Annotated in this window: 20 protein-coding genes; 12 read left to right on the top strand and 8 right to left on the bottom strand. The window is 70.7% G+C overall.

What is annotated here, in order from left to right:
- Positions 1 to 318 precede the first annotated feature (318 nt).
- From OG798_RS19925 to OG798_RS19900, 6 genes are all read left to right on the top strand, one after another.
- Positions 319 to 927, top strand: a complete 609-nt coding sequence (locus OG798_RS19925) for a CAP domain-containing protein (RefSeq protein WP_267061713.1) — start codon at positions 319 to 321, stop codon at positions 925 to 927.
- Between the two features lie 327 nt (positions 928 to 1,254).
- Complete coding sequence (locus OG798_RS19920; RefSeq protein WP_328757421.1) at positions 1,255 to 1,479, top strand: hypothetical protein; 225 nt, start codon at positions 1,255 to 1,257, stop codon at positions 1,477 to 1,479.
- A 160-nt stretch (positions 1,480 to 1,639) separates the two neighbouring features.
- Positions 1,640 to 2,050, top strand: coding sequence for a hypothetical protein (locus OG798_RS19915; protein ID WP_328757420.1), 411 nt, complete (start codon positions 1,640 to 1,642; stop codon positions 2,048 to 2,050).
- Between the two features lie 105 nt (positions 2,051 to 2,155).
- Positions 2,156 to 2,806, top strand: coding sequence for an ABC transporter ATP-binding protein (locus tag OG798_RS19910; protein ID WP_328760054.1), 651 nt, complete (start codon positions 2,156 to 2,158; stop codon positions 2,804 to 2,806).
- Complete coding sequence (locus OG798_RS19905) at positions 2,803 to 5,088, top strand: ABC transporter permease (RefSeq protein WP_328757418.1); 2,286 nt, start codon at positions 2,803 to 2,805, stop codon at positions 5,086 to 5,088. Before OG798_RS19910 ends, OG798_RS19905 begins: the two co-directional genes overlap by 4 nt.
- A gap of 42 nt (positions 5,089 to 5,130) precedes the next feature.
- Positions 5,131 to 6,072, top strand: a complete 942-nt coding sequence (locus OG798_RS19900; protein ID WP_095854794.1) for an oxidoreductase — start codon at positions 5,131 to 5,133, stop codon at positions 6,070 to 6,072.
- Between the two features lie 40 nt (positions 6,073 to 6,112).
- On the opposite strand, the gene OG798_RS19895 is transcribed toward OG798_RS19900, so the two are convergent.
- The 4 genes from OG798_RS19895 to nirB all read right to left on the bottom strand — a co-directional run bounded on the left by OG798_RS19895 (position 6,113) and on the right by nirB (position 10,653).
- On the bottom strand, positions 6,113 to 6,877 hold the full coding sequence (locus tag OG798_RS19895) for an SDR family NAD(P)-dependent oxidoreductase (RefSeq protein WP_121416207.1): 765 nt from the start codon (positions 6,875 to 6,877) through the stop codon (positions 6,113 to 6,115).
- 66 nt (positions 6,878 to 6,943) lie between these two features.
- On the bottom strand, positions 6,944 to 7,528 hold the full coding sequence (locus OG798_RS19890; protein ID WP_328757417.1) for a TetR/AcrR family transcriptional regulator: 585 nt from the start codon (positions 7,526 to 7,528) through the stop codon (positions 6,944 to 6,946).
- Between the two features lie 144 nt (positions 7,529 to 7,672).
- Positions 7,673 to 8,023, bottom strand: coding sequence for a nitrite reductase small subunit NirD (nirD, locus tag OG798_RS19885; RefSeq protein ID WP_097226003.1), 351 nt, complete (start codon positions 8,021 to 8,023; stop codon positions 7,673 to 7,675).
- Entirely contained in the window at positions 8,020 to 10,653 is a 2,634-nt protein-coding gene (gene nirB, locus OG798_RS19880) for a nitrite reductase large subunit NirB (RefSeq protein WP_328757416.1), read from the bottom strand. The genes nirD and nirB overlap by 4 nt, the downstream gene beginning before the upstream one ends.
- 417 nt (positions 10,654 to 11,070) lie before the next feature.
- Between nirB and OG798_RS19875 the strand changes: the two genes are divergently transcribed.
- From OG798_RS19875 to OG798_RS19860, 4 genes are all read left to right on the top strand, one after another.
- Positions 11,071 to 11,622 (top strand): hypothetical protein, encoded by a 552-nt coding sequence (locus tag OG798_RS19875; protein ID WP_328757415.1) that lies wholly within the window; start codon positions 11,071 to 11,073, stop codon positions 11,620 to 11,622.
- 9 nt (positions 11,623 to 11,631) lie between these two features.
- Positions 11,632 to 12,921: a sensor histidine kinase gene (locus OG798_RS19870; protein WP_328757414.1), complete on the top strand. Its 1,290-nt coding sequence runs from the start codon at positions 11,632 to 11,634 to the stop codon at positions 12,919 to 12,921.
- A 66-nt stretch (positions 12,922 to 12,987) separates the two neighbouring features.
- Complete coding sequence (locus OG798_RS19865; protein WP_121416210.1) at positions 12,988 to 13,641, top strand: response regulator transcription factor; 654 nt, start codon at positions 12,988 to 12,990, stop codon at positions 13,639 to 13,641.
- A 10-nt stretch (positions 13,642 to 13,651) separates the two neighbouring features.
- Positions 13,652 to 14,434, top strand: a complete 783-nt coding sequence (locus tag OG798_RS19860; protein ID WP_095854799.1) for a sulfite exporter TauE/SafE family protein — start codon at positions 13,652 to 13,654, stop codon at positions 14,432 to 14,434.
- 16 nt (positions 14,435 to 14,450) lie between these two features.
- Here OG798_RS19860 and OG798_RS19855 read toward each other — a convergent pair whose 3' ends face one another.
- The 3 genes from OG798_RS19855 to OG798_RS19845 all read right to left on the bottom strand — a co-directional run bounded on the left by OG798_RS19855 (position 14,451) and on the right by OG798_RS19845 (position 17,800).
- Complete coding sequence (locus OG798_RS19855; RefSeq protein ID WP_267061704.1) at positions 14,451 to 15,068, bottom strand: class F sortase; 618 nt, start codon at positions 15,066 to 15,068, stop codon at positions 14,451 to 14,453.
- Positions 15,069 to 15,205: 137 nt separating this feature from the next.
- Positions 15,206 to 15,727 (bottom strand): hypothetical protein, encoded by a 522-nt coding sequence (locus tag OG798_RS19850; RefSeq protein ID WP_095854801.1) that lies wholly within the window; start codon positions 15,725 to 15,727, stop codon positions 15,206 to 15,208.
- A 402-nt stretch (positions 15,728 to 16,129) separates the two neighbouring features.
- Positions 16,130 to 17,800 carry a M4 family metallopeptidase gene (locus OG798_RS19845; protein WP_328757413.1) on the bottom strand — a complete coding sequence of 557 codons (1,671 nt, stop codon included), beginning with the start codon at positions 17,798 to 17,800 and terminating at the stop codon, positions 16,130 to 16,132.
- Between the two features lie 151 nt (positions 17,801 to 17,951).
- Here OG798_RS19845 and cutA point away from each other — a divergent pair, with 151 nt between their 5' ends.
- Both cutA and OG798_RS19835 read left to right on the top strand, forming a co-directional pair.
- Positions 17,952 to 18,353 carry a divalent-cation tolerance protein CutA gene (cutA, locus tag OG798_RS19840; RefSeq protein WP_373558991.1) on the top strand — a complete coding sequence of 134 codons (402 nt, stop codon included), beginning with the start codon at positions 17,952 to 17,954 and terminating at the stop codon, positions 18,351 to 18,353.
- Entirely contained in the window at positions 18,350 to 18,760 is a 411-nt protein-coding gene (locus OG798_RS19835; RefSeq protein ID WP_267061703.1) for a gamma-glutamylcyclotransferase family protein, read from the top strand. The genes cutA and OG798_RS19835 overlap by 4 nt, the downstream gene beginning before the upstream one ends.
- A gap of 298 nt (positions 18,761 to 19,058) precedes the next feature.
- On the opposite strand, the gene OG798_RS19830 is transcribed toward OG798_RS19835, so the two are convergent.
- On the bottom strand, positions 19,059 to 21,191 hold the full coding sequence (locus OG798_RS19830) for an alpha-galactosidase (RefSeq protein WP_267061702.1): 2,133 nt from the start codon (positions 21,189 to 21,191) through the stop codon (positions 19,059 to 19,061).
- Between the last annotated feature and the right edge of the window lie 15 nt (positions 21,192 to 21,206).

Raw genomic sequence — 21,206 nt, 5'->3', positions numbered from 1 at the left:
GTGCGGAGGTGCCGCCCCGTCGTGCATCATCTGCGGAGACTGTCAACCTACGCCGCTGACCAGGCAAGTTGGCGTTTGCCGGCGTTGCACTGGAACAGCAACGGGCCTACTCGGGCGGAGAGTTGATCGACAACCTCGTCTCTGCCAAGAGGCCCGTTCACCATCGAACACGCTCCCGTTCACCAGGTTGGGGTCACGGCATCCAGGAAGCGCATCCGCGAGCGGCACGCCCGATCCGCGGCCTCGGATGGCGACGGGGCAGGGCCGATGGCAGCCTGGATGACGACACCGTTCGTGTTCGCAGGAGGTGGAGTATCCGTGCAAAGCCACATGTCGCGCACCGGAAAACTGCTGAGCACTGCCGCGGCTGCCGCCCTGTCGGCCACGCTCTTCCCTGTCGTGGCGGCTCCGCCCGCGGCGGCCCTGACCTGCGACTCGGCCGCCGCCAACCGGGCCCCGACTGCCGGGACGGTCACCCAGGCGAGGGCTGCCGTGATGTGCCTGATCAACGCGCAGCGCACACAGCGCGGGCTGCCTTCCCTCACCATTAGCCAGGCCCTGACGAACGCGGCCCAGCAGCATGCTGTCGCGGCCGTCCAGCTGAAGTGGTGGGGACCGGGCAAGGACCCGCACCGCAACCCCCGAACCGGCTCGACACCGCAGAGCCGCATCCAGGCGGCCGGATACTGTCCCAACCCCCGCTCGTGGGAGTTCAACGAGATCACGTACACCGGGTGGGGCGGATCGGGAACGCCGCAGGCCGCCGTCAACTGGTGGATGAACAGCCCAGCCCACCGCGCCATCATCCTCAAGCCGTCGCTGCGCGAGATAGGCCCGTGGGCCCAGCCCGGCTCGGCGGACCGGGCCGGGGCCTCGTCGCCCGGCGCCGGCACCTACGTCGTGACGTTCGGACGCTGCCAGCGGTGAATCCCCCATCGAGGCGGCATTCGCCACGGAGGTGCCGCCCCGTGGTGCATCATCTGCGGAGACTGTCAATCTACGTCGCTGTCCAGGCAGGTTGACGTTTGCTGGCGTTGGTTGCCGTTGAACCCGCGCGAAGCTGTTGTGCCCTCCGGGTGTGGCTGGGTCCCGTCACGCGTCGTCAAACAGAGACCGTCGCCTTGATTCGGCACCCTTCCAGGGCGGTCTCCGCGCTTTGCTAGTTGCGCTGGCGGCTGACCCATCTGGATCACGCCTGCCGCGACCAGGTCGAGGAGTTCACTGCGCGGCGGGGGCGGAGTTGCTGATGCCGGGTTGGGGAACGCGTCGACGGCGGACATGGCCCGGGCCGGGGCGGCCCCGGAGCCCTTCGTCCGCGAGGAATCCCGCACCGCAACACTGCCCCGTCGCCCTGCCTCCCTCGCCCCCGCGGAGGACCGGGCCCACGCCGAGGCGTCGTCGACTCCGATGCCGGGCCCCACCGCCGAATGGTTCTACCTCGACACCCAGCCCTTTTCGAACGACTACGCAACGCCTTGACGCCGGCCGACGAGCTCGGCACCTGCTCGCGCTTCTCGTGCTTCTGGATCACCTGATGGGATGGCGATTCGTAGGCCAAAGGATTCAGCACGTTACTGATCCATTACCTTCTGTAACTCCTGGGGGCCGGTGGGGTCGTTGGGAGGCAGAGAGGTGAGAGATGAAGACGGCGATGGTTGGCGTGGTGGCGGCGGGGGTGTTTCTGGCGGGAGCTGGGACGGCGATGGCGGGGTCTTGGCATGACCTGCCGCAAATGACTCCGACTGGCGTGACCTTCGACAGGGGGCAGTACAGGTTTAATGCGGCCGGTCAGAATCGTGGTGCCTTCGAATGGACTGGGCACCTCAGGGATGCCTCGGCCAGTGACGGTCACAACGTCTATATGCAGGTTCGCGTCGAAGGGCATGACTGGGTTCGCTACAACGGCAAGCAGCGGCAGACGGTGTTCATGCACCACCTGAACTGGGACGGGGCCCAGCAGTACACCGACGACGCAGATCTGCGCGCCTGTCGTGATCGAGGATCCCTCCGACCGGACAACTGCTCATTCACAAACCACTTCAAGCCGTAGGCGGATTGTCCGATGCCCAGGACCCGGGCGTAGGCCCGGGTCCGTTCCTTCCCGCCTTACTTGGAGGCTCACATCAGTACGTCAGAAGTCCTGTCGGCCAGAGCGATCGATCTCTTCTACGGGCAGTCGCACGCTGTCAGGGGCGCTTCCATTGCGCTCAGCCAGGGCGAGGTTGTGGCTATCAGCGGGCAGAGCGGTTCGGGCAAATCCTCCCTCCTGTACTGCCTGGCAGGAGTGTTGCCCGTCGTGGGCGGCGAAGTCCGCTTCGAAGGACAACCATTGGGCACACTCGGAGACGACGAACTCAGTGCCCTGCGCCGTGACCGCTTCGGATTCGTCTTCCAGCACGGTGAGTTGCTGCCCGAACTGACCGTGGAGGAGAACGCCGCCTTGCCGCTTCGGCTGGCCGGGCAGCGCAAGGCCAAGGCCCTCGCCGCCGCAGGAGAGGTGCTGGGACGGCTGGGGCTTGCCGAACTGCGGGAGCGGCGCCCCTCACAGGTGTCGGGCGGTCAGAACCAGCGGGTCGCCGTAGCACGCGCCCTCGTGCATCGGCCCACCGTGGTATTCGCCGACGAGCCGACCGGATCGCTCGACAGCGCCAATGCCGCCACCGTGCTGCAGGAATTCCTCACCCTCGCAAGATCGCAGGGTACGGCGGTGGTCCTCGTTACCCACGACCCGAAGGTGGCGGCTCGTGCGGACAGCCGCTACACGATGTCCGACGGTGTGCTTGCCCGAGAACAGGACATGGCGTGAAGGAACTCCTCTTGGGGCTGCGGTTGTTGCTCGGCAGCGGGCGTGGCAACCGTACGCGATTCGTGCTCATGGCGGTGGGTGGATCGCTCGGTGTGTGCTGTCTGGCCATCGTGCTCGCCATTCCCGGAATCATCGCGGCGCAGGACGGGCGCATCGCAGGCCGGCAGCCCGTCGTCCCGCGGGATCGGTCCGGCCAGTCGATTCGCGATGGTTTTCCGCTGACTCTCAGCCGCACCGACCCCTATGGCGCAGCCCCTCTCACCCGGATCTTCATCGCACGTGGGACGAAGTCCATCGAACCGCCGCCCGGCCTGAAGTCGATCCCACGAGATGGCCAGGTGATCGTCTCTCCCCGTCTGCATCGACTGCTGCGAGACGAACCGGCGTTGGCGCAGCGATTTCCGGGCAAAGAGGCTGGGCTGATCGGAGCTCAAGGGCTGGCTCGTTCGGATGAAATCGTCGCATACGTGGGCATGGCCCGTGCCGAACTGCCAGATGGCTACCCCGTGAAGCAGTGGGGCACAGACTATGCGCCGGACCCCACTGTGGAGGCCTCCACTCTCGACATCGTCCGTTTCACGATGGCCGCAGTCGTGCTGCTCCCCCTCGCAGTCTTCCTCTCCGTGTGCGCACGTCTCTCTGCGGCCGAACGGACACGTCGACTGGCCGCCCTCCGCCTGTTGGGGCTGAGCGTGAAGGGTACTCAACGGGTGAACGCCGCCGAGACAGTCGCGGCGGCGGGCGTGGGTGCTGTTCTGGGTCTTGGCGAGTACGAGGTCGTGAACCAACTCGTCTCGCGGATCGGTCTGCCCGGGTTCAAGTGGTACCCGGCCGATGGGGCCTTGTCCGCCTCGACGCTTCTGGTGTGCCTCGTGGGCTGTCCAGCGCTCGCCTGGTTTGTAGGCCGCGCCAGCGCACGTAAGGCAGCAGCAAACCCGCTGGCTGTCCGGCGCAGCGCGGTGGAGAAGCCGCCGTCGAGGTGGGGATTTCTTCCGTTGACCGCGGGCATGGGCATTCTGACGGGCTATTGCATCGCCGGAGCCACCGGGCATGCACCCACGAGCACGGCACTGTCCTCGGTGCTCGTGCCATCGGCGGTGATTCTGGTCGGTGCGGGGCTCGCGCTGTCACTTCCCGCGCTGTCCCGGTACCTGGCTCGACGGACGGCGCGCTCAACGCAGTCGCTGTCCCTCAGCCTCGCGATGCGGCGTAACGAGGCCGAGCCGGGTGGCGCGCTTCGGGTGGCGACGGGTCTCGTTCTGCTGGTCTTCGTGGCTTCGCTTGCACAAGGTGTGCTCATCGAGCTGAACCAGGTCTCCAAGAACACCTCGCCCGTCCAGCGGTACGACGTGCTGCTTGAGCAGACTGACGCGTCCCAGCAACAGGCACTCGAAAACCTGCCAGACCTGCGGGCGCACATCGTTGCCATGCAGTCCGAGCGCGGCGACGATGCGGTGACGGCGCCGAGAGCCAACGCGGTGGTGGCTACTTGCAGTCAACTGCGCAGGGCGGTGCGGGCGGTCGAAGGGTGCGTGGACGGTCGGCCTCTGTGGCTGTGGGATTCCACGCAGGTTCAGGAGAGCATCCGGGCAGGAGACGCTGTCTCTTACGCCATGCGGGGCGGGCGGCACACCCGTGACCTGAAGCTCACCGTGCCGCATCAGAAGGTTCGCTTCCACGACCCCGTGGACACCCAGGTGATCAGCACCGGAGCGATCCTGGTGCCGCCGTCGATGCTGCCGCGGGCCACTCGCCCGGAGAGTGCCACTCTCACCCTGATCAGCGACTCTGACTTCCAGACTGTAGGCCGTGTCCTCGACGGCATCGCCGCCGCCGCCCCCACTGCGATCGTCCTGCCTCAGGGATTGCAGGTCCTCGCCCTCCAACAGATCACCGTCGTAAAAACCCTCCTGGCCGTAGGCATGATCCTCGGCCTGATCATCGGTGTGGCCGCCTACCTCGTCGCTGCCACCGACCGGGCCGTCGAGCGGCGGCCGCAGGTTACTGCGTTGGCCCTGCTGGGGGCGCGGGCGCGGACCTTGCGGGCTGTGCAGGTGGTGCAGGTGGTGTTGCCGTTGGCTGTGGGGTTGGTGTTGGCGGTGGTGGTGGGGAAGATGGCCGAGTCGAGTTATCTGGTCACCGGGGGTGGGGCCGTCTTCTGGGACGGGGGTGGGGTTCCGTTGCTGCTCGCGTGTGCGGTCGGGGTGCTGGTCGTCGCCGCCGTGGGCGCGTTGCCGCTTGTGGGGCGGAGGATTGATCCCGAGTTGATCCGGCGAGACTGAGCGTACGGTGAGTGACGAGCAGTGGTGGAGAGGGGTCTGGGCATGGCCGGGTGGAATGTGAGTGACATCCCTGATCAGCGTGGCCGTACGGCCGTCGTCACCGGGGCCAACAGCGGGATCGGGTTCGTCACGGCGCGTGAGCTGGCGCGGCGCGGGGCGCGGGTCGTACTCGCCTGCCGGAGCGAGGCGCGGGGGAGTGAGGCCGGGGACCGGATCGCCTCCGAAGTACCCGGCGCGGACGTCGAGTTCGTACGGCTGGACCTCGGGGATCTCGATTCCGTGGCGGAGTTCGCGGCGATGTTCGACCTCGTCTACGGCGAGCGGCTCGACGTGCTGGTCAACAACGCCGGGGTCATGGCCCTGCCGTTCGCGCGCACCTCTGATGGGTTCGAGACTCAGTTCGGGGTCAATCATCTGGGGCACTTCGCCCTCACCGGGCTGCTGCTTCCCGCGCTGCTCGCCACCCCGGGCGCCCGCGTCGTGACCGTGTCGAGCATGTTCCACGTGCTCGCCAATATCGACATCCGCGACCTCGACAGCAAGCGCGGCGGGTATCGGCGCTGGGTCGCCTACGGGCGGTCCAAGAGCGCCAATCTTCTGTTCACCCACGAGCTGGCGCGCCGGCTGGCCGGTGTCGGGTCCGATGTCGTCGCTGCCGCCGCCCACCCCGGGTACGCCTCCACCAACCTCCAGACCGCCGGGCCGAAACTCGCGGGGCGCAAGGGCGCCGAGCGGGTCATGGAGATCGGGAACCGGCTCCTCGCGCAGAGCCCGGACGCCGGGGCCCTGCCCACGCTGTACGCCGCCACCGCGCCCGGTGTACGGCCCGACTCCTTCACCGGACCCTCGTTCGCGATGTGGCGCGGCGCGCCCGCGAGCTCCTGGCGGGCCGGGTGGACGCGCAGCGACGCCGTCGGCGAGCGCCTCTGGAGCGCCTCCGAGCAGCTCACCGGCGTGACGTATGAGGCTCTCGCGCTGAAGTGAGCTGAGGCCCGGCCCGTGTCCGTCCCACGTCAGGCCCGCGTCAGAGGGTGCCTCCGCTGTCCACCACCAGGTCCGTGCCCACGATCGACGCCGCGTCGTCCGACGCCAGGTAGAGGACGGCCGCCGCCACTTCCTCGGTCTTCGACACACGGCCCAACGGCAGTTCGTGACGTGCCCGCTCCACCCGCTCGGCCTCCGACTCGCCCGGCCGCAGTGACATCGTGGTGGCGGCGGCGCCGGGGCTGACGACGTTGATCCTGACTCCGTCGCCGATGTGGTCGAGGGCCGCGGCGCGGGACAGCGCGGTGACGGCGGCCTTGGCGGCGGCGTAGGCGGCGACGCCCGGGCGGCGGGTGTGCAGGCCGATGGTGGAGGCGAGATTGACGATCGCGCCGCCGGACGGCTGCGTCCGCATCTGCCGGATCTCCGCCTGAAGGGCGAGGAACACGCCGGTGACGTTGATGTCCAGTTCGGCGTGCCAGTCGGCCTCCGGGAGGTCGGCCAGCGGTGTTCCGCCGTGGAAGACGGCCGCGTTGTTCACCGCCACGTCCAGGGAGCCGAAACGGTCGACGGCCGCCTCGACGAGGGCGTGCACCTCGTCCGAGCGTGACACGTCCGCGGTCACTGCCAGCGCCTTTCCAGCCCGGGCCTCGATCAGCGCGACCGTCTCGTCGAGCGATGCGGCGGTGCGGCCGGCGACGACCACCTGCGCGCCCTCCGCGGCGAACGCCAGGGCGGTGGTCCGGCCTATGCCGGATCCGGCGCCCGTGACGAGGGCGGTCTTTCCCGAGAAGCGTGTGGTCATTCCGGATCCCCTTATTTGACCGATCGGTTCAGTATGAAGGCGCGCGCGGGCCTTGGAATGTGGTCTTCAGTCGAGCAGCGTCAGTGCCTGTTCCGCCGCGTCCTGGACCCGGGCCGGGTCCGCGGACGCCTTGCCCACCACCCGTAGGCCCTGCATCAGGACCAGCAGCATGCGGGCGAGGGCGAGCGGGTCGCGGTCGGCGGGCAGTTCGTCCTGGGCCTGCGCGCGGACCAGGGCCGAGTGCAGCAGGGTCTCGAGGTGGTCCCAGTTGCGCTCGACGCGGCGGGCCGCGGCCGTGTCGTGGGGTGCCAGTTCGGCGGCCGTGTTGGTGACGAAACAGCCGCTCAGGCGCCTTCCCTCGGTCGTCGCCTCGGTCGCGAAGCGGCGTACCACCGCTCGTACGGCGGGCAGTGCGGGACCCGGCTGGGAGAGCTCCCGCAGGAGCTGCGGATTGCGCGCCTGCTGGTAGCGGTCCAGTGCCTTCAGATACAGCTCGTGCTTGTTGCCGAAGGTCGCGTAGATGCTGGCCCGGCCGACGCCCAGGTGCTCGACGAGGTGCGTCATGGATGTCGCCTCGTAGCCGCGCCGCCAGAACAGCTCCAGGGCCGACTGCAGCGCGGCGTCCGGGTCGAACTCCTTGGTCCTGGCCATGGGGCGACCGTAGGGCAATCGAGAATGATCGGTCAAGTAAGACCGGGGTGACCGGCGGGCGTGAGGAGGTCCCGGTCACCCCGGCCGTCAGGAAGTGGCGGTCAGGAAGCGGCCTTTCAGGAAACGGCCGTCAGGAAACGGCCGTCAGGTGATTCGGACCTCGTACGTCGTCACCCGTACCGTCTCGTCGTCCAGGCACCGGCCCGACTCCAGGTCGAACCGCTGCTTCAGCAGGGGCGAGGCCACGAACGGGCGGCCCTGGTGGGAGCCGATCAGGCCGCGGGAGAGGACCGCCGCGCCGCTGAACGGATCGCGGTTGTCGATGGCGTACATCCGGCCCGCGCGGTCGAGGAAGACGGCCGCCTGGCCGCCGTCGGGGAGCAGGGCGGCGACTCCGCGGCCCGGCGTCAGCGCGGACAGGTCGCAGAGTGCCAACCAGGAGTCCGTCAGGCGCAGTTGGACGGTGAGGGCGGTCGTTTCGGGTGCCAGGGTCATCGCTGGGCGCTTCCTTCCAGGGCTTCCGAGGGGCGGCGGCCGATGCTCAGCAGCGGCAGGTCCGGCTTGATCTGGTCGCGCTCGGGGACGAAGCCGACGACCGGGTCGGGGGTGTCCGGGGCGTTCACGAAGGACACGAACCGGGCCAGCTTCTCGGGGTCGTTGATGGTCTCGGCCCACTCGTCGCGGTAGGCGGCGACATGCGCGGCCATCAGTGACTCCAGTTCCTCGCAGATGCCGAGCGAGTCCGCCACGACCACCTCGCGTACGTGGTCCAGGCCGCCCGGAATCCGCTCCAGCCAGGTCGACGTGCGCTCCAGGCGGTCCGCCGTGCGGATGTAGAACATCAGGAACCGGTCGATCAGGCGGACGAGTTCGGCGTCCGAGAGGTCCTGTGCGAGCAGGTCCGCGTGGCGCGGGGTGGCGCCGCCGTTGCCGCCGACGTAGAGGTTCCAGCCGCCCGCGGTGGCGATCACGCCGAAGTCCTTGGACTGGGCCTCGGCGCACTCGCGGGCGCACCCGGAGACCGCCGACTTGAGCTTGTGCGGGGAGCGCAGCCCCCGGTAGCGCAGCTCCAGGTCGATCGCCATGCGGACGGAGTCCTGGACGCCGTAGCGGCACCAGGTCTGGCCGACGCAGGATTTGACCGTGCGCAGGGCCTTTCCGTACGCGTGCCCGGACTCGAAGCCCGCGTCCACCAACCTGGCCCAGATGAGGGGGAGTTGCTCGACCCGCGCGCCGAACAGGTCGATGCGCTGGCCGCCCGTGATCTTCGTGTAGAGGCCGAAGTCCCGGGCCACCTCACCGATCACGATCAGCTTCTCCGGGGTGATCTCGCCGCCGGGGACACGCGGCACGATCGAATACGAGCCGTTCTTCTGGAGGTTGGCGAGGAAGTGGTCGTTGGTGTCCTGGAGAGCCGCCTGCTCGCCGTCCAGGACATAGCCGCTGGCGCCGATGGTCGGGGCGAGGGAGGCGATGATCGAGGCGACGGCCGGCTTGCAGACCTCGCAGCCCTCGCCGCCCCGGGCGCCCTCATGGCCGTAGCGGTCCAGCAGGACCTGGAAGGAGGGGATGCGCAGCGCGAGGGCGATCTCGTACAGCTCCTCGCGGGTCTGGGAGAAGCAGCCGCACAGGCCGTGGTCGACCTCGACCCCGCTCGCCTCCAGTTCCTCGTTGACGAGCTGGCCGAGGACCTTGAGGCAACTCCCACAGCCGGTACCGGCCTTGGTGCATTTCTTGACCTCGGGCACGGTGGTGCAGGAGTGCTCGGTGACCGCGCCGCGGATCGTGCCCTTGGTGACGTTGTGGCAGGAGCAGATGACCGCGGAGTCGGGGAGCGCGGAGGGGCCGAGCGCGACCGGGGCGCCCGCGCTCGCCGGGAGCACCAGTTGCTCGGGGGCGATCGGCGGCACGGAGCCGGTGAAGGCCCGCAGGGTGCCGTACGCCTCCGCGTCGCCGACCAGGATGCCGCCGAGCAGTTCGCCGCCGCGGCCGATGACCAGCTTCTTGTACGTGCCCGAGCGCGAGTCGGAGTAGACGACGTCGAGGCAGTCGGAGGTGGCGCCGTGCGCGTCGCCGAAGGACGCGACGTCGACGCCGAGCAGCTTCAACTTCGTGGACAGGTCGGCGCCCGTGAAGCTGGCCTCGTCCGCGGCGATCGTCGCGGCGGCCGTCTCGGCCATCTCGTAGCCGGGCGCGACCAGACCGTACACCCGGCCGTCCGAGGCGAGGGCGCACTCGCCGATCGCGAACACCTGCGGGTCCGAAGTGCGGCACTGGTCGTCGACCGTGATGCCGCCGCGCTCGCCGACCGTGAGCCCGGTGTCTCGGGCGAGCTGGTCGCGCGGGCGGACGCCGGCCGAGAACACCACGAGATCCGTGGGGAGTTCGGAGCCGTCGGAGAGCTTCATCCCGGTCACGGCGCCGTCGTCGCCGGTGACGATCTCCTGGGTGCCCGTGCCCGTGTGCACGCTCAGGCCCATGTCCTGGATGGTGCGCAGGAGCGCCGCGCCGCCGCCCTCGTCGACCTGCACGGGCATCAGACGCGGAGCGAACTCCACGATGTGCGTGGTCAGTCCGAGCCCCTTCAGCGCGCCCGCGGCTTCGAGCCCGAGCAGGCCGCCGCCGACCACCGCACCGGTCGTCGCCCGTGCCTTCGCGTACTCCTCGATGGCGAGCAGGTCCTCGATGGTGCGGTACACGAAGCAGCCCTCGGCGTCCTTGCCGGGCACCGGCGGGACGAAGGGGTACGAGCCGGTGGCGAGGACCAGGGTGTCGTATGCGATGACCAGACCCGAGCGCGCGGTGACCTGCCTGGCCTCCCGGTCGATCGTCTCCGCCGGGTCGCCGAGGTGCAGTTCGATGCCGTGCGTGGTGATGAACTCGGCGTCGGTGAGGGAAAGTTCCTCCGGAGTTCGGCCCGAGAAGTACGAGGTGAGCTGGACGCGGTCGTACGCCGGGCGCGGCTCCTCGCACAGCACGACCACACGGTGCGTGGCGGTCAGGCCGCGTTCGGCGAGCGCTTCGAGGAAGCGCTGGCCGACCATGCCATGGCCGACGAGCACGATGGTGTGCGCGTTGCCGTCGGTGGCGTTCGCCGCCGTCGTCATCGTCGTGTCCGTGGACATTCAGGAGCCTCCGTCATGGGTGAGCAGGTGGAGCAGCGGGGCGCTGTCCGCGGGGGAGCGGTGCGGTTCCCTCCCGGGCAAGGGCAAGGGCAAGGGCAAGGGCAACGGTGAGGGGGAGGGCGGGCCGGGTCAGGGAGCGGGCGCATTCGAGGTCATGCACCGCAGCCTGCGACGTCGGTGTTACCCGGTCGCATCACGGCTGTTTCCCGGGAGGAACGCTGCCCTCAGCGGGAGCGGCACCCGGTTGTGAGGGTGTGGTGGGGTCGACCGAACCCCCGGTCCTCGTGCGGGCACGATCGATCGCGGCGCCCCGGCACGGAAGCCTTGAGCCATCGGGATCCACCCGCCTACGAAGAGCGGGATCCACCCGCTCACGAACAGCGGGCTCCGCCGGCTCGCGAACAGGGGGACACAAACATGGCCATCTCCGAGAAGCCGGAGCAGAGGCCCCAGCAGAGGCCCCAGCAGAACCAGAAGTCGCCGCTCCCACCGCCCCGCGACGACTCCGCCGTCCGGGCCTGGCTGTTCGTCCGTGAAGCGTTCACCGCGGGCACCTGGCGCCGGGTCGCGTACGCGCTGCTTGCGTTCCCCATGGGGGTGCTCTGCGTTCCGCTGGCGCTGCTGGGCGCCCCGACGGGGCGGTGGCAGCGGGGGCTCGTCCGGCGTCTCCTGGGCCGGGAGCTGTCCGGGTCCTCGCGGGGACTGGCCCACGCCATGGCCGCCGTACCCCTCAATCTCCTGGTGCTGGCCGTCACCGTCTACGGCTGGTCCCTGGTGCCGATGAACCTGGGCTGGCCGCTGCGCGCCGCCGGTTCCGACTACTCCGACGCGTGGGGAGGGCCGACCTTCGCGGGGGCCTGGGCGTTCCACGCGATCGTCGGCGGGTTCGGCTTCCTGCTGCTCATGCCGTGGCTCGGCCGGGCCCTGGCGGCCGTCCAGCTCCGCCTCGCCGCGGCGCTCCTCTCCTAGGTTGACGTCATGCACCCCCTCCGCAACCGCCTTCGCGCACTCGCGGCCTTCCCCTTCGGGCGGAAGGCCCTCGCGGCGCTCCTCTACGGGGTGATCGCCTTCCCCCTCGCCCTGGTCGGGTTCGTCCTCACCTTCGTGGGGCTGCTGGTGGGTGGCGTGCTGTCCGTGACCACGCTGGGACTGTGGCTGGTCGCCGTCACCGTGCGCGGGGCGCTGGCGCTCGGCAGGCTCCAACGCGCCCTCGCACGCGGCCTGTTGGGGCTGGAGATCGATGAGCCTGAGCGCCGCGAAGGTGCCGGGATCCTGGGCTGGCGGCGGGCGCTGCTGGGTGAACGGAGCGGGTGGCGCGCCGTCGCCTGCGCGCTGGCCACCCCCTTCACCGCCGTCTTCGGGTACACCGCCGTCGTCATCGGCTACGTCTACGGCGTCCTGCTCATACTCCACCCGCTCCTCAAGCGGTGGAACTACGACACCCGGCGTGCGAGCGACGGCACGACGCACCGGGTGTCGCTGGAGTTCTTCGGATTCCAGGTCGACTCCTGGCCACGTTGGCTGATCCCGCTGGCCCTCGGGCTGCTGCTCCTCACCACCGCGTCCTGGCTGCTGCGCCAAGCCCTCGCCCCGCACCGGGCGCTGCTCACCGCGCTGCTCGGCCCCGACCCCGCCGAGCGCCGCATCCGCACCCTGGAGGAGACCCGCGCCCAGGCCGTGGACGACGCGGCGGCGACCCTGCGCCGTATCGAACGCGACCTGCACGACGGGACGCAGGCCCGGCTCGTCGGCCTCGCGATGCACCTCACGGTGATCAGGGAGCTGATCGGCGCGGGGGCTTCCCCCGACCGGCTCCTCGCCGTCGTCGACACCGCGCGGGGCAACGCGACCCAGGCCATCGCCGACCTGCGTCATCTGGTGAAGGGCATCCACCCTCCCGTGCTGGACCAGGGCCTGGACACCGCCCTGGCCACCCTCGCCGCCGACAGCGCCCTGCCCGTCGAGGTCGCCGCCGACATCACGGACCGCCCGAGCCCGGCGGTCGAGTCGATCGCGTACTTCTGCGCCGCCGAACTCCTCGCCAACGCCACCAAACACAGCGGGGCGAGCGGCGTCGCGGTGAGCGTGACCGCCCGGGACGGACTGCTGCGGCTGAGCGTGCGCGACGACGGATGCGGGGGAGCGGTGATCGGCGCGGGCTCGGGCCTGACCGGGCTGCTGGCCCGCGCCCGGACCGTCGACGGCACACTCACCTGCGACAGCCCGCCGGGAGGCCCTACGGTGGTCACGGTCGAGCTTCCCTGCTGACCGAGTTTCCTCCTGTCCGAGCCTCCCTCCTGTCCGAGTTGCCCTACTGACGATCACGGGGATCACATGCGCGTCGTCATCGCCGAGGACTCCGCCCTCCTGCGTGACGGGCTGGTCCAGCTGCTGCGGCTGCGGGACGTGGAGGTCGCGGCGGCCGTCGGGGACGCCGAGACGCTGCTCGCCGCTGTGGCCGAGCACCGTCCGGACGTGGCCGTCGTCGACATCAGGCTGCCGCCCACGCAGACCGACGAGGGCGTACGGGCGGCCGTGCGGCTGCGCGAGGACCACCCCGGCACCGGGGTGCTGATCCTCTCGCAGTACGTGGAGACGACGTACGCCCGGCAACTGCTCGCCGACCCGGCCGGGATCGGCTATCTGCTGAAGGAACGGGTCGTCGACATCGGCGAGTTCGTGGATGCCATGGAGCGGGTCGCCGGAGGCGGCACCGCCCTCGATCCCGAGGTCGTCGCGCAGCTCTTCGGTGCGAGTCGGCGCGCCACCGCCCTCGACAGGCTCACACCGCGCGAGCGCGAGGTGCTCGCCCTGATGGCCGAGGGCCGGACGAACCAGTCGATCGCCGGCGCCTTCACCGTCTCGGAACGCGCCGTCGAGAAGCACATCGCCAACATCTTCACCAAGCTCGACCTGCCGCCGTCGGGCAGCGGGCACCGACGGGTGCTGGCGGTCCTGCGCTACCTGGGCTCGGTGACCGTCACATAGGGTCGCGATCATGCCCGACATATCGCTGACCATCGTCGTTGTGCTCTGCCTCGCCTCCCTTGCGGCGGGCTGGATCGACGCCGTGGTGGGCGGTGGCGGGCTGCTTCTGCTCCCCGCGATGCTGCTCGGGCTGCCGGGCGGTACACCGGCGGCGTACGCGCTCGGGACGAACAAGGCGGTCGCGATCGTCGGGACGACCGGCGCGGCGGTGACGTACGCGCGCAAGGCACCGGTGGATGTGCGGCTGGCCGTGCGGATCGGGCTCGCGGCGCTGGCCGGCTCCACGGCCGGTGCCTTCGTGGCCGCCGGGATGAGTACGGACGTGCTGAAGCCGGTGGTCATGGTGGTGCTGCTGGGCGTCGGGACCTTCGTCATGCTGCGGCCCGCCTTCGGTACGGCGCCCTCGACCGAGCCCGTGTCCGCCCGGCGCATGCTGGCCGCGATCGGGCTCGCGGGCCTCGGGATCGGCTTCTACGACGGGCTCATCGGACCCGGCACGGGTACGTTCCTCGTCCTGGCGCTGACCGCGCTGCTCCACTTCGACCTGGTGACCGCCTCCGCCACCGCGAAGATCGTCAACTGCTGCACCAACGCGGGCGCCCTCGCGACCTTCGCGTGGAAGGGCACGGTGTACTGGCAACTGGCCGCGCTGATGGCCGTGTTCAACCTGGTGGGCGGCATGGTGGGGGCGCACACGGCGCTCAAGAAGGGCAGCGGGTTCGTCCGGGTGGTGCTGCTGACGGTGGTGTTCGCGCTGGTGGCGAATCTGGCGTACCAGCAGTGGGTCGCGTAGGCGCCGCGGATGCCGGTCAGCGGCTGCCGGTGAGGTGGGCGAAGACGACCACGTTCCCCTGGTACCCGGTGGCCTTCGAGTAGTCGCCGCCGCAGGTGATGACGCGCAGTTCGGGGCGGGACGTGGCGCCGTACACCTTCTCGTCCGGGAAGTCGCGGGCCGCGTACACCTCGACGGCGTCGACGGTGAACAGCGCGGTGCCGCCGTCGCGGCGCGCCACCTCGATGGCGCTGCCCTTCTTGAGGGCGCCGAGTTTGTAGAAGACGGCGGGGCCCTTGGCATTGTCGACGTGGCCCGCGACGATCGCGGTGCCTCGCTCGCCGGGGGTGGTGCCGGCCTGGTACCAGCCCGCGAGGTTCTTCTGCCCGGCGGGCGGGACGTCGAGGCTGCCTTGCGGGGTGAGGCCGAGGCCCATCAGCGGGGCGTTCACGCCGATGGAGGGGATGCGGATGCGCTCGGGCGGGGAGTGGCGGAGCGCGGGGGCGCCCTGCCGGAGGGCGTCGCCGGTGCCGGCCTGGGCGGCGGAGGGCTGGGGCGGCGGGTGGACCTGGGTGCCGTTGTGGAGCAGCCAGGTTCCTGAGCAGAGGGCGACCACGGTGACGGAGGCTATGGCGGTGTTGCTGACCCGGCGCATGTGAGCCTCCTCTCGGGTCAGGGGTTGTGCGGTTGTGGTCGTGGTGGGTCCCCTTCCCCCTCCGGGCCGCGAGGGGCGTCGGGCCACGGAGGGGGAGGGGACGGCGGTACCGGCGGACGGACAGCGGAGGGTGTCCGTCAGATCCCGTCGCCTCTCGCCCGGCGATGCAGGAGCCAGGTACCGCCCGCGGCGGCGACGGCCAGGGCCGCCACTCCCGCCGCGGTCTGCACGGGGTCGGGGCCGAGTGCGCCGCCGACCCCCGTGTTCACATGCCCACGCGGCAGATGGATCTGTTCGCGTGTGGCGGTCAGGTTCACGATCAGGTCGCCGGTGACCTGTCGGCCTTGGGAGCACTTCGCGACGATCTCGTACGTCCCCGGCTGGGCGCTCGGCGGCACCTTGAACTGGCCGATCGCGTCCTGTTCGTGGGCGCTGGCGGCGAGGATGAAGATGCCCGCGCCGACCGCGCTGGCATCACCCGTGGCGGTGCCGTCCGCGCCGCACGCCGCCGTGTTGACGGTGACGTCGGCCCCCGGCACGACGGTGGAGGGGAAGACCTCCAGACTCTCCGTGGACCCGCCGTACGCGGGCGCGGTGGCGAGGCCCACCGCGGCGACGGCGAGCGCGGTACCGGTCAGCAGACGGGCTGTGCGTCGCATGGCTGTGCTCCTCCGAGGGGGCGCGGCCGGCGGCACCCCCAAGTGTCGCTGTGTCGGTCGTGCCCCTGCCCTTCCGAGGTAAGTGGCAGTCGGCCGGGTTCGCTTCCTGAAGGAGCGTCATAAATGCGGGGAAAGGGTGCCGGACGGGGGTGTCCGAGGGGCCGGAACGATGGCGTTCCAGCAGGTCACCGGCGTACGGGCTGGTGTGTCGCGGCAAGGAGCCCGAAGAGCACAGGGAGGGGGTGCGAACGGGTGAGGGGGTCGGAGGGGAGGCGCCTTGACCTCAAGGATGGTCGAGGTGACGGCCTGTGCGCCATGAAAGCAATCACGAGGGCCGGTGGGGACGGCCCGGGACCCGATGCGAGACAACGGGCCCCGGGCCGTCCCCGTACAGCCGACGGTTCAGCTCACGGACACCGCGGACCAGGCCGCCGCCACCGCGTTGTACTCCGTGCTTCCGGCCCCGTACAGGTCCTTCGCCGCGTTCAGCGTCGCCGTCCGCGCGCCCGCGTAGTTGGTCGAGGACGTCATGTAGACCGTCAGCGCGCGGTACCAGATCGCGCCGAGCTTGTCCCGGCCGATGCCGGTGACCGTAGAGTTGTTGCAGGTGGGGGAGTTGTAGCTGACCCCGTTGATGGTCTTCGCGCCGCTGCCCTCGGCGAGCAGGTACGCGAAGTGGTTCGCGACGCCGGACGAGTAGTGGACGTCGAGATTGCCGACCGAGGAGCTCCAGCAGTTCGCCGAGTTGCCGTCCTTGGAGGGCTGGTCCATGAACCGCAGGGCCGCCTTGCCGAAGCCGGCGCGGACGATCTTCTCGCCGATCAGATAGTCGCCGCGGTCGGTGGAGTTGTTCGCGTAGAACTCCACCAGCGTGCCGAAGATGTCGGAGGTCGCCTCGTTCAGACCGCCGGACTCGCCCGAGTACGTCAGCGCCGCCGTCTTCGACGTGACACCGTGGGACATCTCGTGGCCGGCCACGTCGAGCGCGACCAGCGGCCCGAGCGTCGTCCCGTCACCGTCCCCGTACGTCATGCAGAAGCAACTGTCGTCCCAGAACGCGTTGTTGTAGTTGCTGCCGTAGTGGACGCGGTTGTACGAGCCCTTGCCGTCGCCCGCGATGCCGGTGCGGCCGTGGACGTTCTTGTAGTAGTCCCAGGTCTCGTTCGTGCCGTACTGGGCGTCGACCGCGGCCGAGGAACGGTCCGAAGCCGCCCCGGTCCCCCAGTGGTTGTCGGCGTCCGTGAAGAGGGTCGCCGGAGCGCGGCTGACGCAGATCCCGAAGATGCACAGGTCCGTCTTGTTCGCCGCGTCGCCCGTGTACGTGTTCCCGCGCGTCGGGTCCTTGAGCTGGTACGTCGATCCGGAGAGCGTGGTCTCCAGCGGGACCGTGCCGCTGTAGAGGGACTGGCCGTCACCCGTCGCCGTCTCGATGCTGTCCCACGCGTCGATCTGCCGGCCGGTGCGGGCGTCGGTCAGCACCGTGCGGGCGACCGGGTTGCCCAGCGAGTCCTGGCCCACCACATTGGTGCGCCAGGCCAGCCGGGGCGCGCCGTGCAGGGCGTCCACGACGAGCTGGGGCTTGGCCGTCACCTTCTTCAGCGTCTCGCCGAGGTGCGCGGCGCGCAGCGCGGCGGTGGCCAGGTCGGCGGCCTCGGGGGCGGCGAGCGCGGGCGTGGTGGTGGGGACGGAGAGGTCGCGGGAGGTGGCCCGGTTCGCGCCGCGGTAGGAGCCGTCGGGGGCGAGGTGGACGATGAAGTCGCCGCCCAGGACCGGCAGTTTCCGGTACGTGCGGTCGTAGCGCACATGCTGGCCGCCGTTGGCGTCGACGACCACGTCGCGGACGCTGGTGCCCTCGGCGGAGGTCAGGCCCAGCCGGGCGGCCTCCTTCACCAGGGCCGCGGCGGCGTTGTCGATCGCGGTGGCGCGGCCGGGCCGGCCGGCGGCGCCCGCGGTGGGGGTCAGTGCGGCCGCCAGCAGGGCGGTGGCGGCCGCGGCCACACCGGCCGCGGCCAGGCGGGGGCCTCGGGTGTGCGGTCGGGCACCTCGGGTCTGCCGTATTCGGATCCGACTCATCGGTCTCCTCGGGGAGGGGCGCTCAGACGCGTGGGGGCGCTGATGTCGAGTGAGAGTTAAAGGTCCATGACATGTCATGTCCATAGCGCGTGCGTGATGTGCGCGAGGTGCGGCGAGAATCGTTTCTGCACCGTCACGAAAGGAGACGATCATGGAGATGGCCGCCGGGGCGGGCACCGGAGCGGGCATCGGGACGGCTGCTGGGACGGCCGCCGGGACGACTGCCTGGCTGACCGTGCTGACCACGACCGACGCCCCCGAGAAGGCGGAGGCGCTCGCGCGCGGCGCGGTCGAGGCGCGGGCCGCGGCCTGCGCGCAGATCTCCGGGCCGGTGACCTCCGTGTACCGGTGGAAGGAGGTGGTGGAGACCGCGAGCGAGTGGCAGGTGCTGTTCAAGACGACGGGTGCGCGGTACGACGCGCTGGAGGCGTATCTCCTCGCGGCGCACGACTACGACACCCCCGAGATCATCGCGACGCCCGTCGTCCGGGGGAGCGCGGACTATCTGCGCTGGGTCGAGGAGGAGACCGTGGAGGGGGAGACCGGCGAGTGACCGTCCCCTTCTTCGTCTACGGCACCCTGCGCCCCGGCGGGCACAACCACGACCTGTTCCTCCGCGGCCGTACGGAGTCGGAGGAGCCCGGCCGGATGTGGGGAGCCGTGCTGTACGAAGGGCCCGGATATCCGTACGCCGTCGAGGAGCCCGGAGGTGTCGTGCGCGGGGAGTTGGTCACCGCGCTCCCGGAGGCGTACGGGCAGTTGCTCGGCGCGCTGGACCGGCTGGAGGAGTACGTGCCGGGCGACCCGCGCAACCTGTACGAGCGGGTGGCGCGGGAGGTGACCCGCGCGGACGGCACGGCCGTACGGGCCTGGGTGTACGTGGCCGCCCCCGCTGTCGCCGCGCGGTTGCGGGCCGGCGGCACGCTCGTCGAGGGCGGGGAGTGGCACGTCCGTCGTTGAGGGCACGGGCGCACCTGTCATGGCCGAGCCCACTCGTGCGGGTGGCGAGTCCGCGTGACTCCGCGCGCCCCCACCGGTCGCGCCCCGGGCCGCCCCTAGGGTCCCGCCATGACCGACAGCGACATCACCCGGCGTCGTCTCCTCGCGCTGGGCGGCGCGAGTGCGGGGGCCGCTCTGGGGCTCGGGATCAACTCGTGCTCGTCGAACACCTCGAAACCCCCGAACACCTCGAAACCCCCGAACACTTCGAAACCCCCGAACACCTCGAACATTCCGAAACCACCGAACACTTCGTCCGCTACACGGTGAGCCGTGTCAGCAGCACCGACGGAGCCTCCGGCAGCGTCACCCGCAGCGCCGATCCGTCCCACACCACCGGCCCCGCCGACCCGTGCAGTACGTCGACCCGTACCTCCCGGCCCGCCAAGTGCGCCACGGGCAGGGCGACTTCGGGATCATCGCCCGCCCTGCGCCACACCAGCGCATACGTGGTGTCGAGGAACGGCACCCGCATCCCCAGCGCCACCCACGCGTCCCGCCACCCGGGCAGCCCCAGCGGCCAGAACGGCACCGACCGGCACAGATCGCCCCGGATGGCCTTGTATGTCACCAACGCCTCCTGGACGAGGCCGAGTTGGTGCGGTGTCATGCGGTCCAGATGACCGGAGAGATGAACCCGCCCCAGCAGCGCCGAGCCGAGGGTGAAGGCGATCTCCTCGTCCGTGAACTCCGGTTGCGGGTACGCCCACACGGCCCCCTGCTCCGGCGGGGCCGCGGTGGGCGCGGCGGCCGCGATGGGCGGGTAGCGCAGGGGGTCCTGCTGGTCGGAGGTGGACTGGAGCTGGGCCACGGCCAGCGACGCGCCGTCCATGCGCAGCCCGCCCGAACCGCAGTTCTCGACGACCAGACCCGGGTGGCGGTCCAGGACGGCCGACAGCCAGGACAGCCAGGCGCGCGTGTGGTCGAGGAGCCCGGGCGCGGAGGTGGTGATGTTGTAGTCGAGCTTGAGATAGCCCACGCCCCACTCGCCGACGAGCCGGTCGACCGTCCGGTCGAGGTGCGCACGGGCGGCCGGATGCGTCAGGTCCAGCTGGTGGCGGCCCTGTTCGGTGGCGCGCACCCCGCCCTCGTGGCGCAGGAAGGCCTCGTCCGGCAGCTCGGTGGCGAGCGGACTGCGGACGCCGACCACCTCCGGCTCCAGCCACAGCCCTGGCACCATCCCGCGCTCCCGGATCCGGCCGAGCACGGCGTGAAGACCGTCGGGGCCGGGGAAGCGCCGCGCCGACGGCAGCCAGGCGCCGACACTGTCCCACCAGCCCCCGCCGCCGTCCCCGTCCGTGTCTCCGCCCCTGCCCCCGCCCGTGTCCCCCTCCGCATCCCCGTCCCCGCCCTCGTCGTCGTACCACCCGGCGTCGACGCAGAAGTACTCCGCGCCCGCCTCGGCCGCCGCGTCGATCAGCGGCAGCAGTTTCTCGGTGGTCGGGTCGCCCATGAGGGTGTTCATGTAGTCGTTGAAGACGACGGGGAGCCGGTCGTGGTCGGGGTGCGGGCGGCGGATCCGGCGGCGGTAGTCGGTCAGCGCGGTGAGCGCCCCGTCGAAGCCGTCGCCGAGCGCGAGGGCCGCGTACTCGGAGACGAACTCCGCTCCCGGGGACAGGACTTGACGCCACTGGTGGTCGTCCGCGGTCGGACCGCTCAGGGAGAGGTACGTGTGGTGGTCCGCCTCGCCCGCCTCCCACAGCCAGCTCGCGGCGGACTCGATCTGCCAGAGCCAGCAGCGCCCGTCGGTTTGGTCGGTGAGCGCGCCCATCGCCAGATGCCCGTCGGTGGGCCAGCTCCCGCGCCCGGCGAGCCGCACCCCGGCCCGCCCGTCGTGCCCGTGGAACGCCCGGCCGACGTCGGGCACGGACTCCCGCAACTCCTCGGCGTACCAACGGCATTCGGCGAGCCAGTCGTTGCGTGCCCGGTGCACGTCGAGCACGTCGGGCGAGGGCAGCGCGCCCAGCAGCAGACTGCTCACGGAGCGCACGGTGACGGGCGTGTCGCCGTCGTTGCGGAGCCGGACGCGGGCGCGCAGCACCGGTACCGCGTCCGGTGAGGAGTACTCGACGAAGACGGTCAGACCGCCCCGCCTGTCCTGGAGTTGGACGGTGAGGTGGTGCCAGCCGTCGCCGTACGCCGCGTGGTGGGCGCGATGGGTCAGGCGCTGCCCGAGCGCCGTACCGGTGAAGCGCGGCCCGGACCAGCCGGTGCCCTGTCCGAGGAGGGTCACGTCGACGAGCGGCAGCGCGGCGCCGGCGGCCTCGGCGGCGCATTTGGGCTCCGGTTCACCGGGCACGGTCAGCCGGACCAGGCGGGGTGTGCGGCCGTCCAGATCGAAATCGGCGGTGAGTGCGGAATGGCCCCAGCGATAGCTGAACTCCTGCGTCACGCGGCCATGCTAGTG

Source organism: Streptomyces sp. NBC_00271, assembly GCF_036178845.1.
Classification (GTDB): Bacteria; Actinomycetota; Actinomycetes; order Streptomycetales; family Streptomycetaceae; genus Streptomyces.
Note: the sequence above shows the minus strand (reverse complement) of the source record. Positions and strands in the feature narration are given on the sequence as shown.

Bases quoted from the DNA above. Each gene is read 5' to 3' on its own strand.
- nirD (WP_097226003.1), bottom strand. From the start codon at position 8,023: ATGACCCTGGCACCCGAAACGACCGCCCTCACCGTCCAACTGCGCCTG.
- nirB (WP_328757416.1), bottom strand. From the start codon at position 10,653: ATGTCCACGGACACGACGATGACGACGGCGGCGAACGCCACCGACGGC.
- OG798_RS19895 (WP_121416207.1), bottom strand. From the start codon at position 6,877: ATGACCACACGCTTCTCGGGAAAGACCGCCCTCGTCACGGGCGCCGGA.
- OG798_RS19860 (WP_095854799.1), top strand. From the start codon at position 13,652: ATGCCCGACATATCGCTGACCATCGTCGTTGTGCTCTGCCTCGCCTCC.
- OG798_RS19915 (WP_328757420.1), top strand. From the start codon at position 1,640: ATGAAGACGGCGATGGTTGGCGTGGTGGCGGCGGGGGTGTTTCTGGCG.
- OG798_RS19870 (WP_328757414.1), top strand. From the start codon at position 11,632: ATGCACCCCCTCCGCAACCGCCTTCGCGCACTCGCGGCCTTCCCCTTC.
- OG798_RS19900 (WP_095854794.1), top strand. From the start codon at position 5,131: ATGGCCGGGTGGAATGTGAGTGACATCCCTGATCAGCGTGGCCGTACG.
- OG798_RS19875 (WP_328757415.1), top strand. From the start codon at position 11,071: ATGGCCATCTCCGAGAAGCCGGAGCAGAGGCCCCAGCAGAGGCCCCAG.
- OG798_RS19850 (WP_095854801.1), bottom strand. From the start codon at position 15,727: ATGCGACGCACAGCCCGTCTGCTGACCGGTACCGCGCTCGCCGTCGCC.
- OG798_RS19865 (WP_121416210.1), top strand. From the start codon at position 12,988: ATGCGCGTCGTCATCGCCGAGGACTCCGCCCTCCTGCGTGACGGGCTG.
- OG798_RS19855 (WP_267061704.1), bottom strand. From the start codon at position 15,068: ATGCGCCGGGTCAGCAACACCGCCATAGCCTCCGTCACCGTGGTCGCC.
- OG798_RS19890 (WP_328757417.1), bottom strand. From the start codon at position 7,528: ATGGCCAGGACCAAGGAGTTCGACCCGGACGCCGCGCTGCAGTCGGCC.
- OG798_RS19845 (WP_328757413.1), bottom strand. From the start codon at position 17,800: ATGAGTCGGATCCGAATACGGCAGACCCGAGGTGCCCGACCGCACACC.
- cutA (WP_373558991.1), top strand. From the start codon at position 17,952: ATGGAGATGGCCGCCGGGGCGGGCACCGGAGCGGGCATCGGGACGGCT.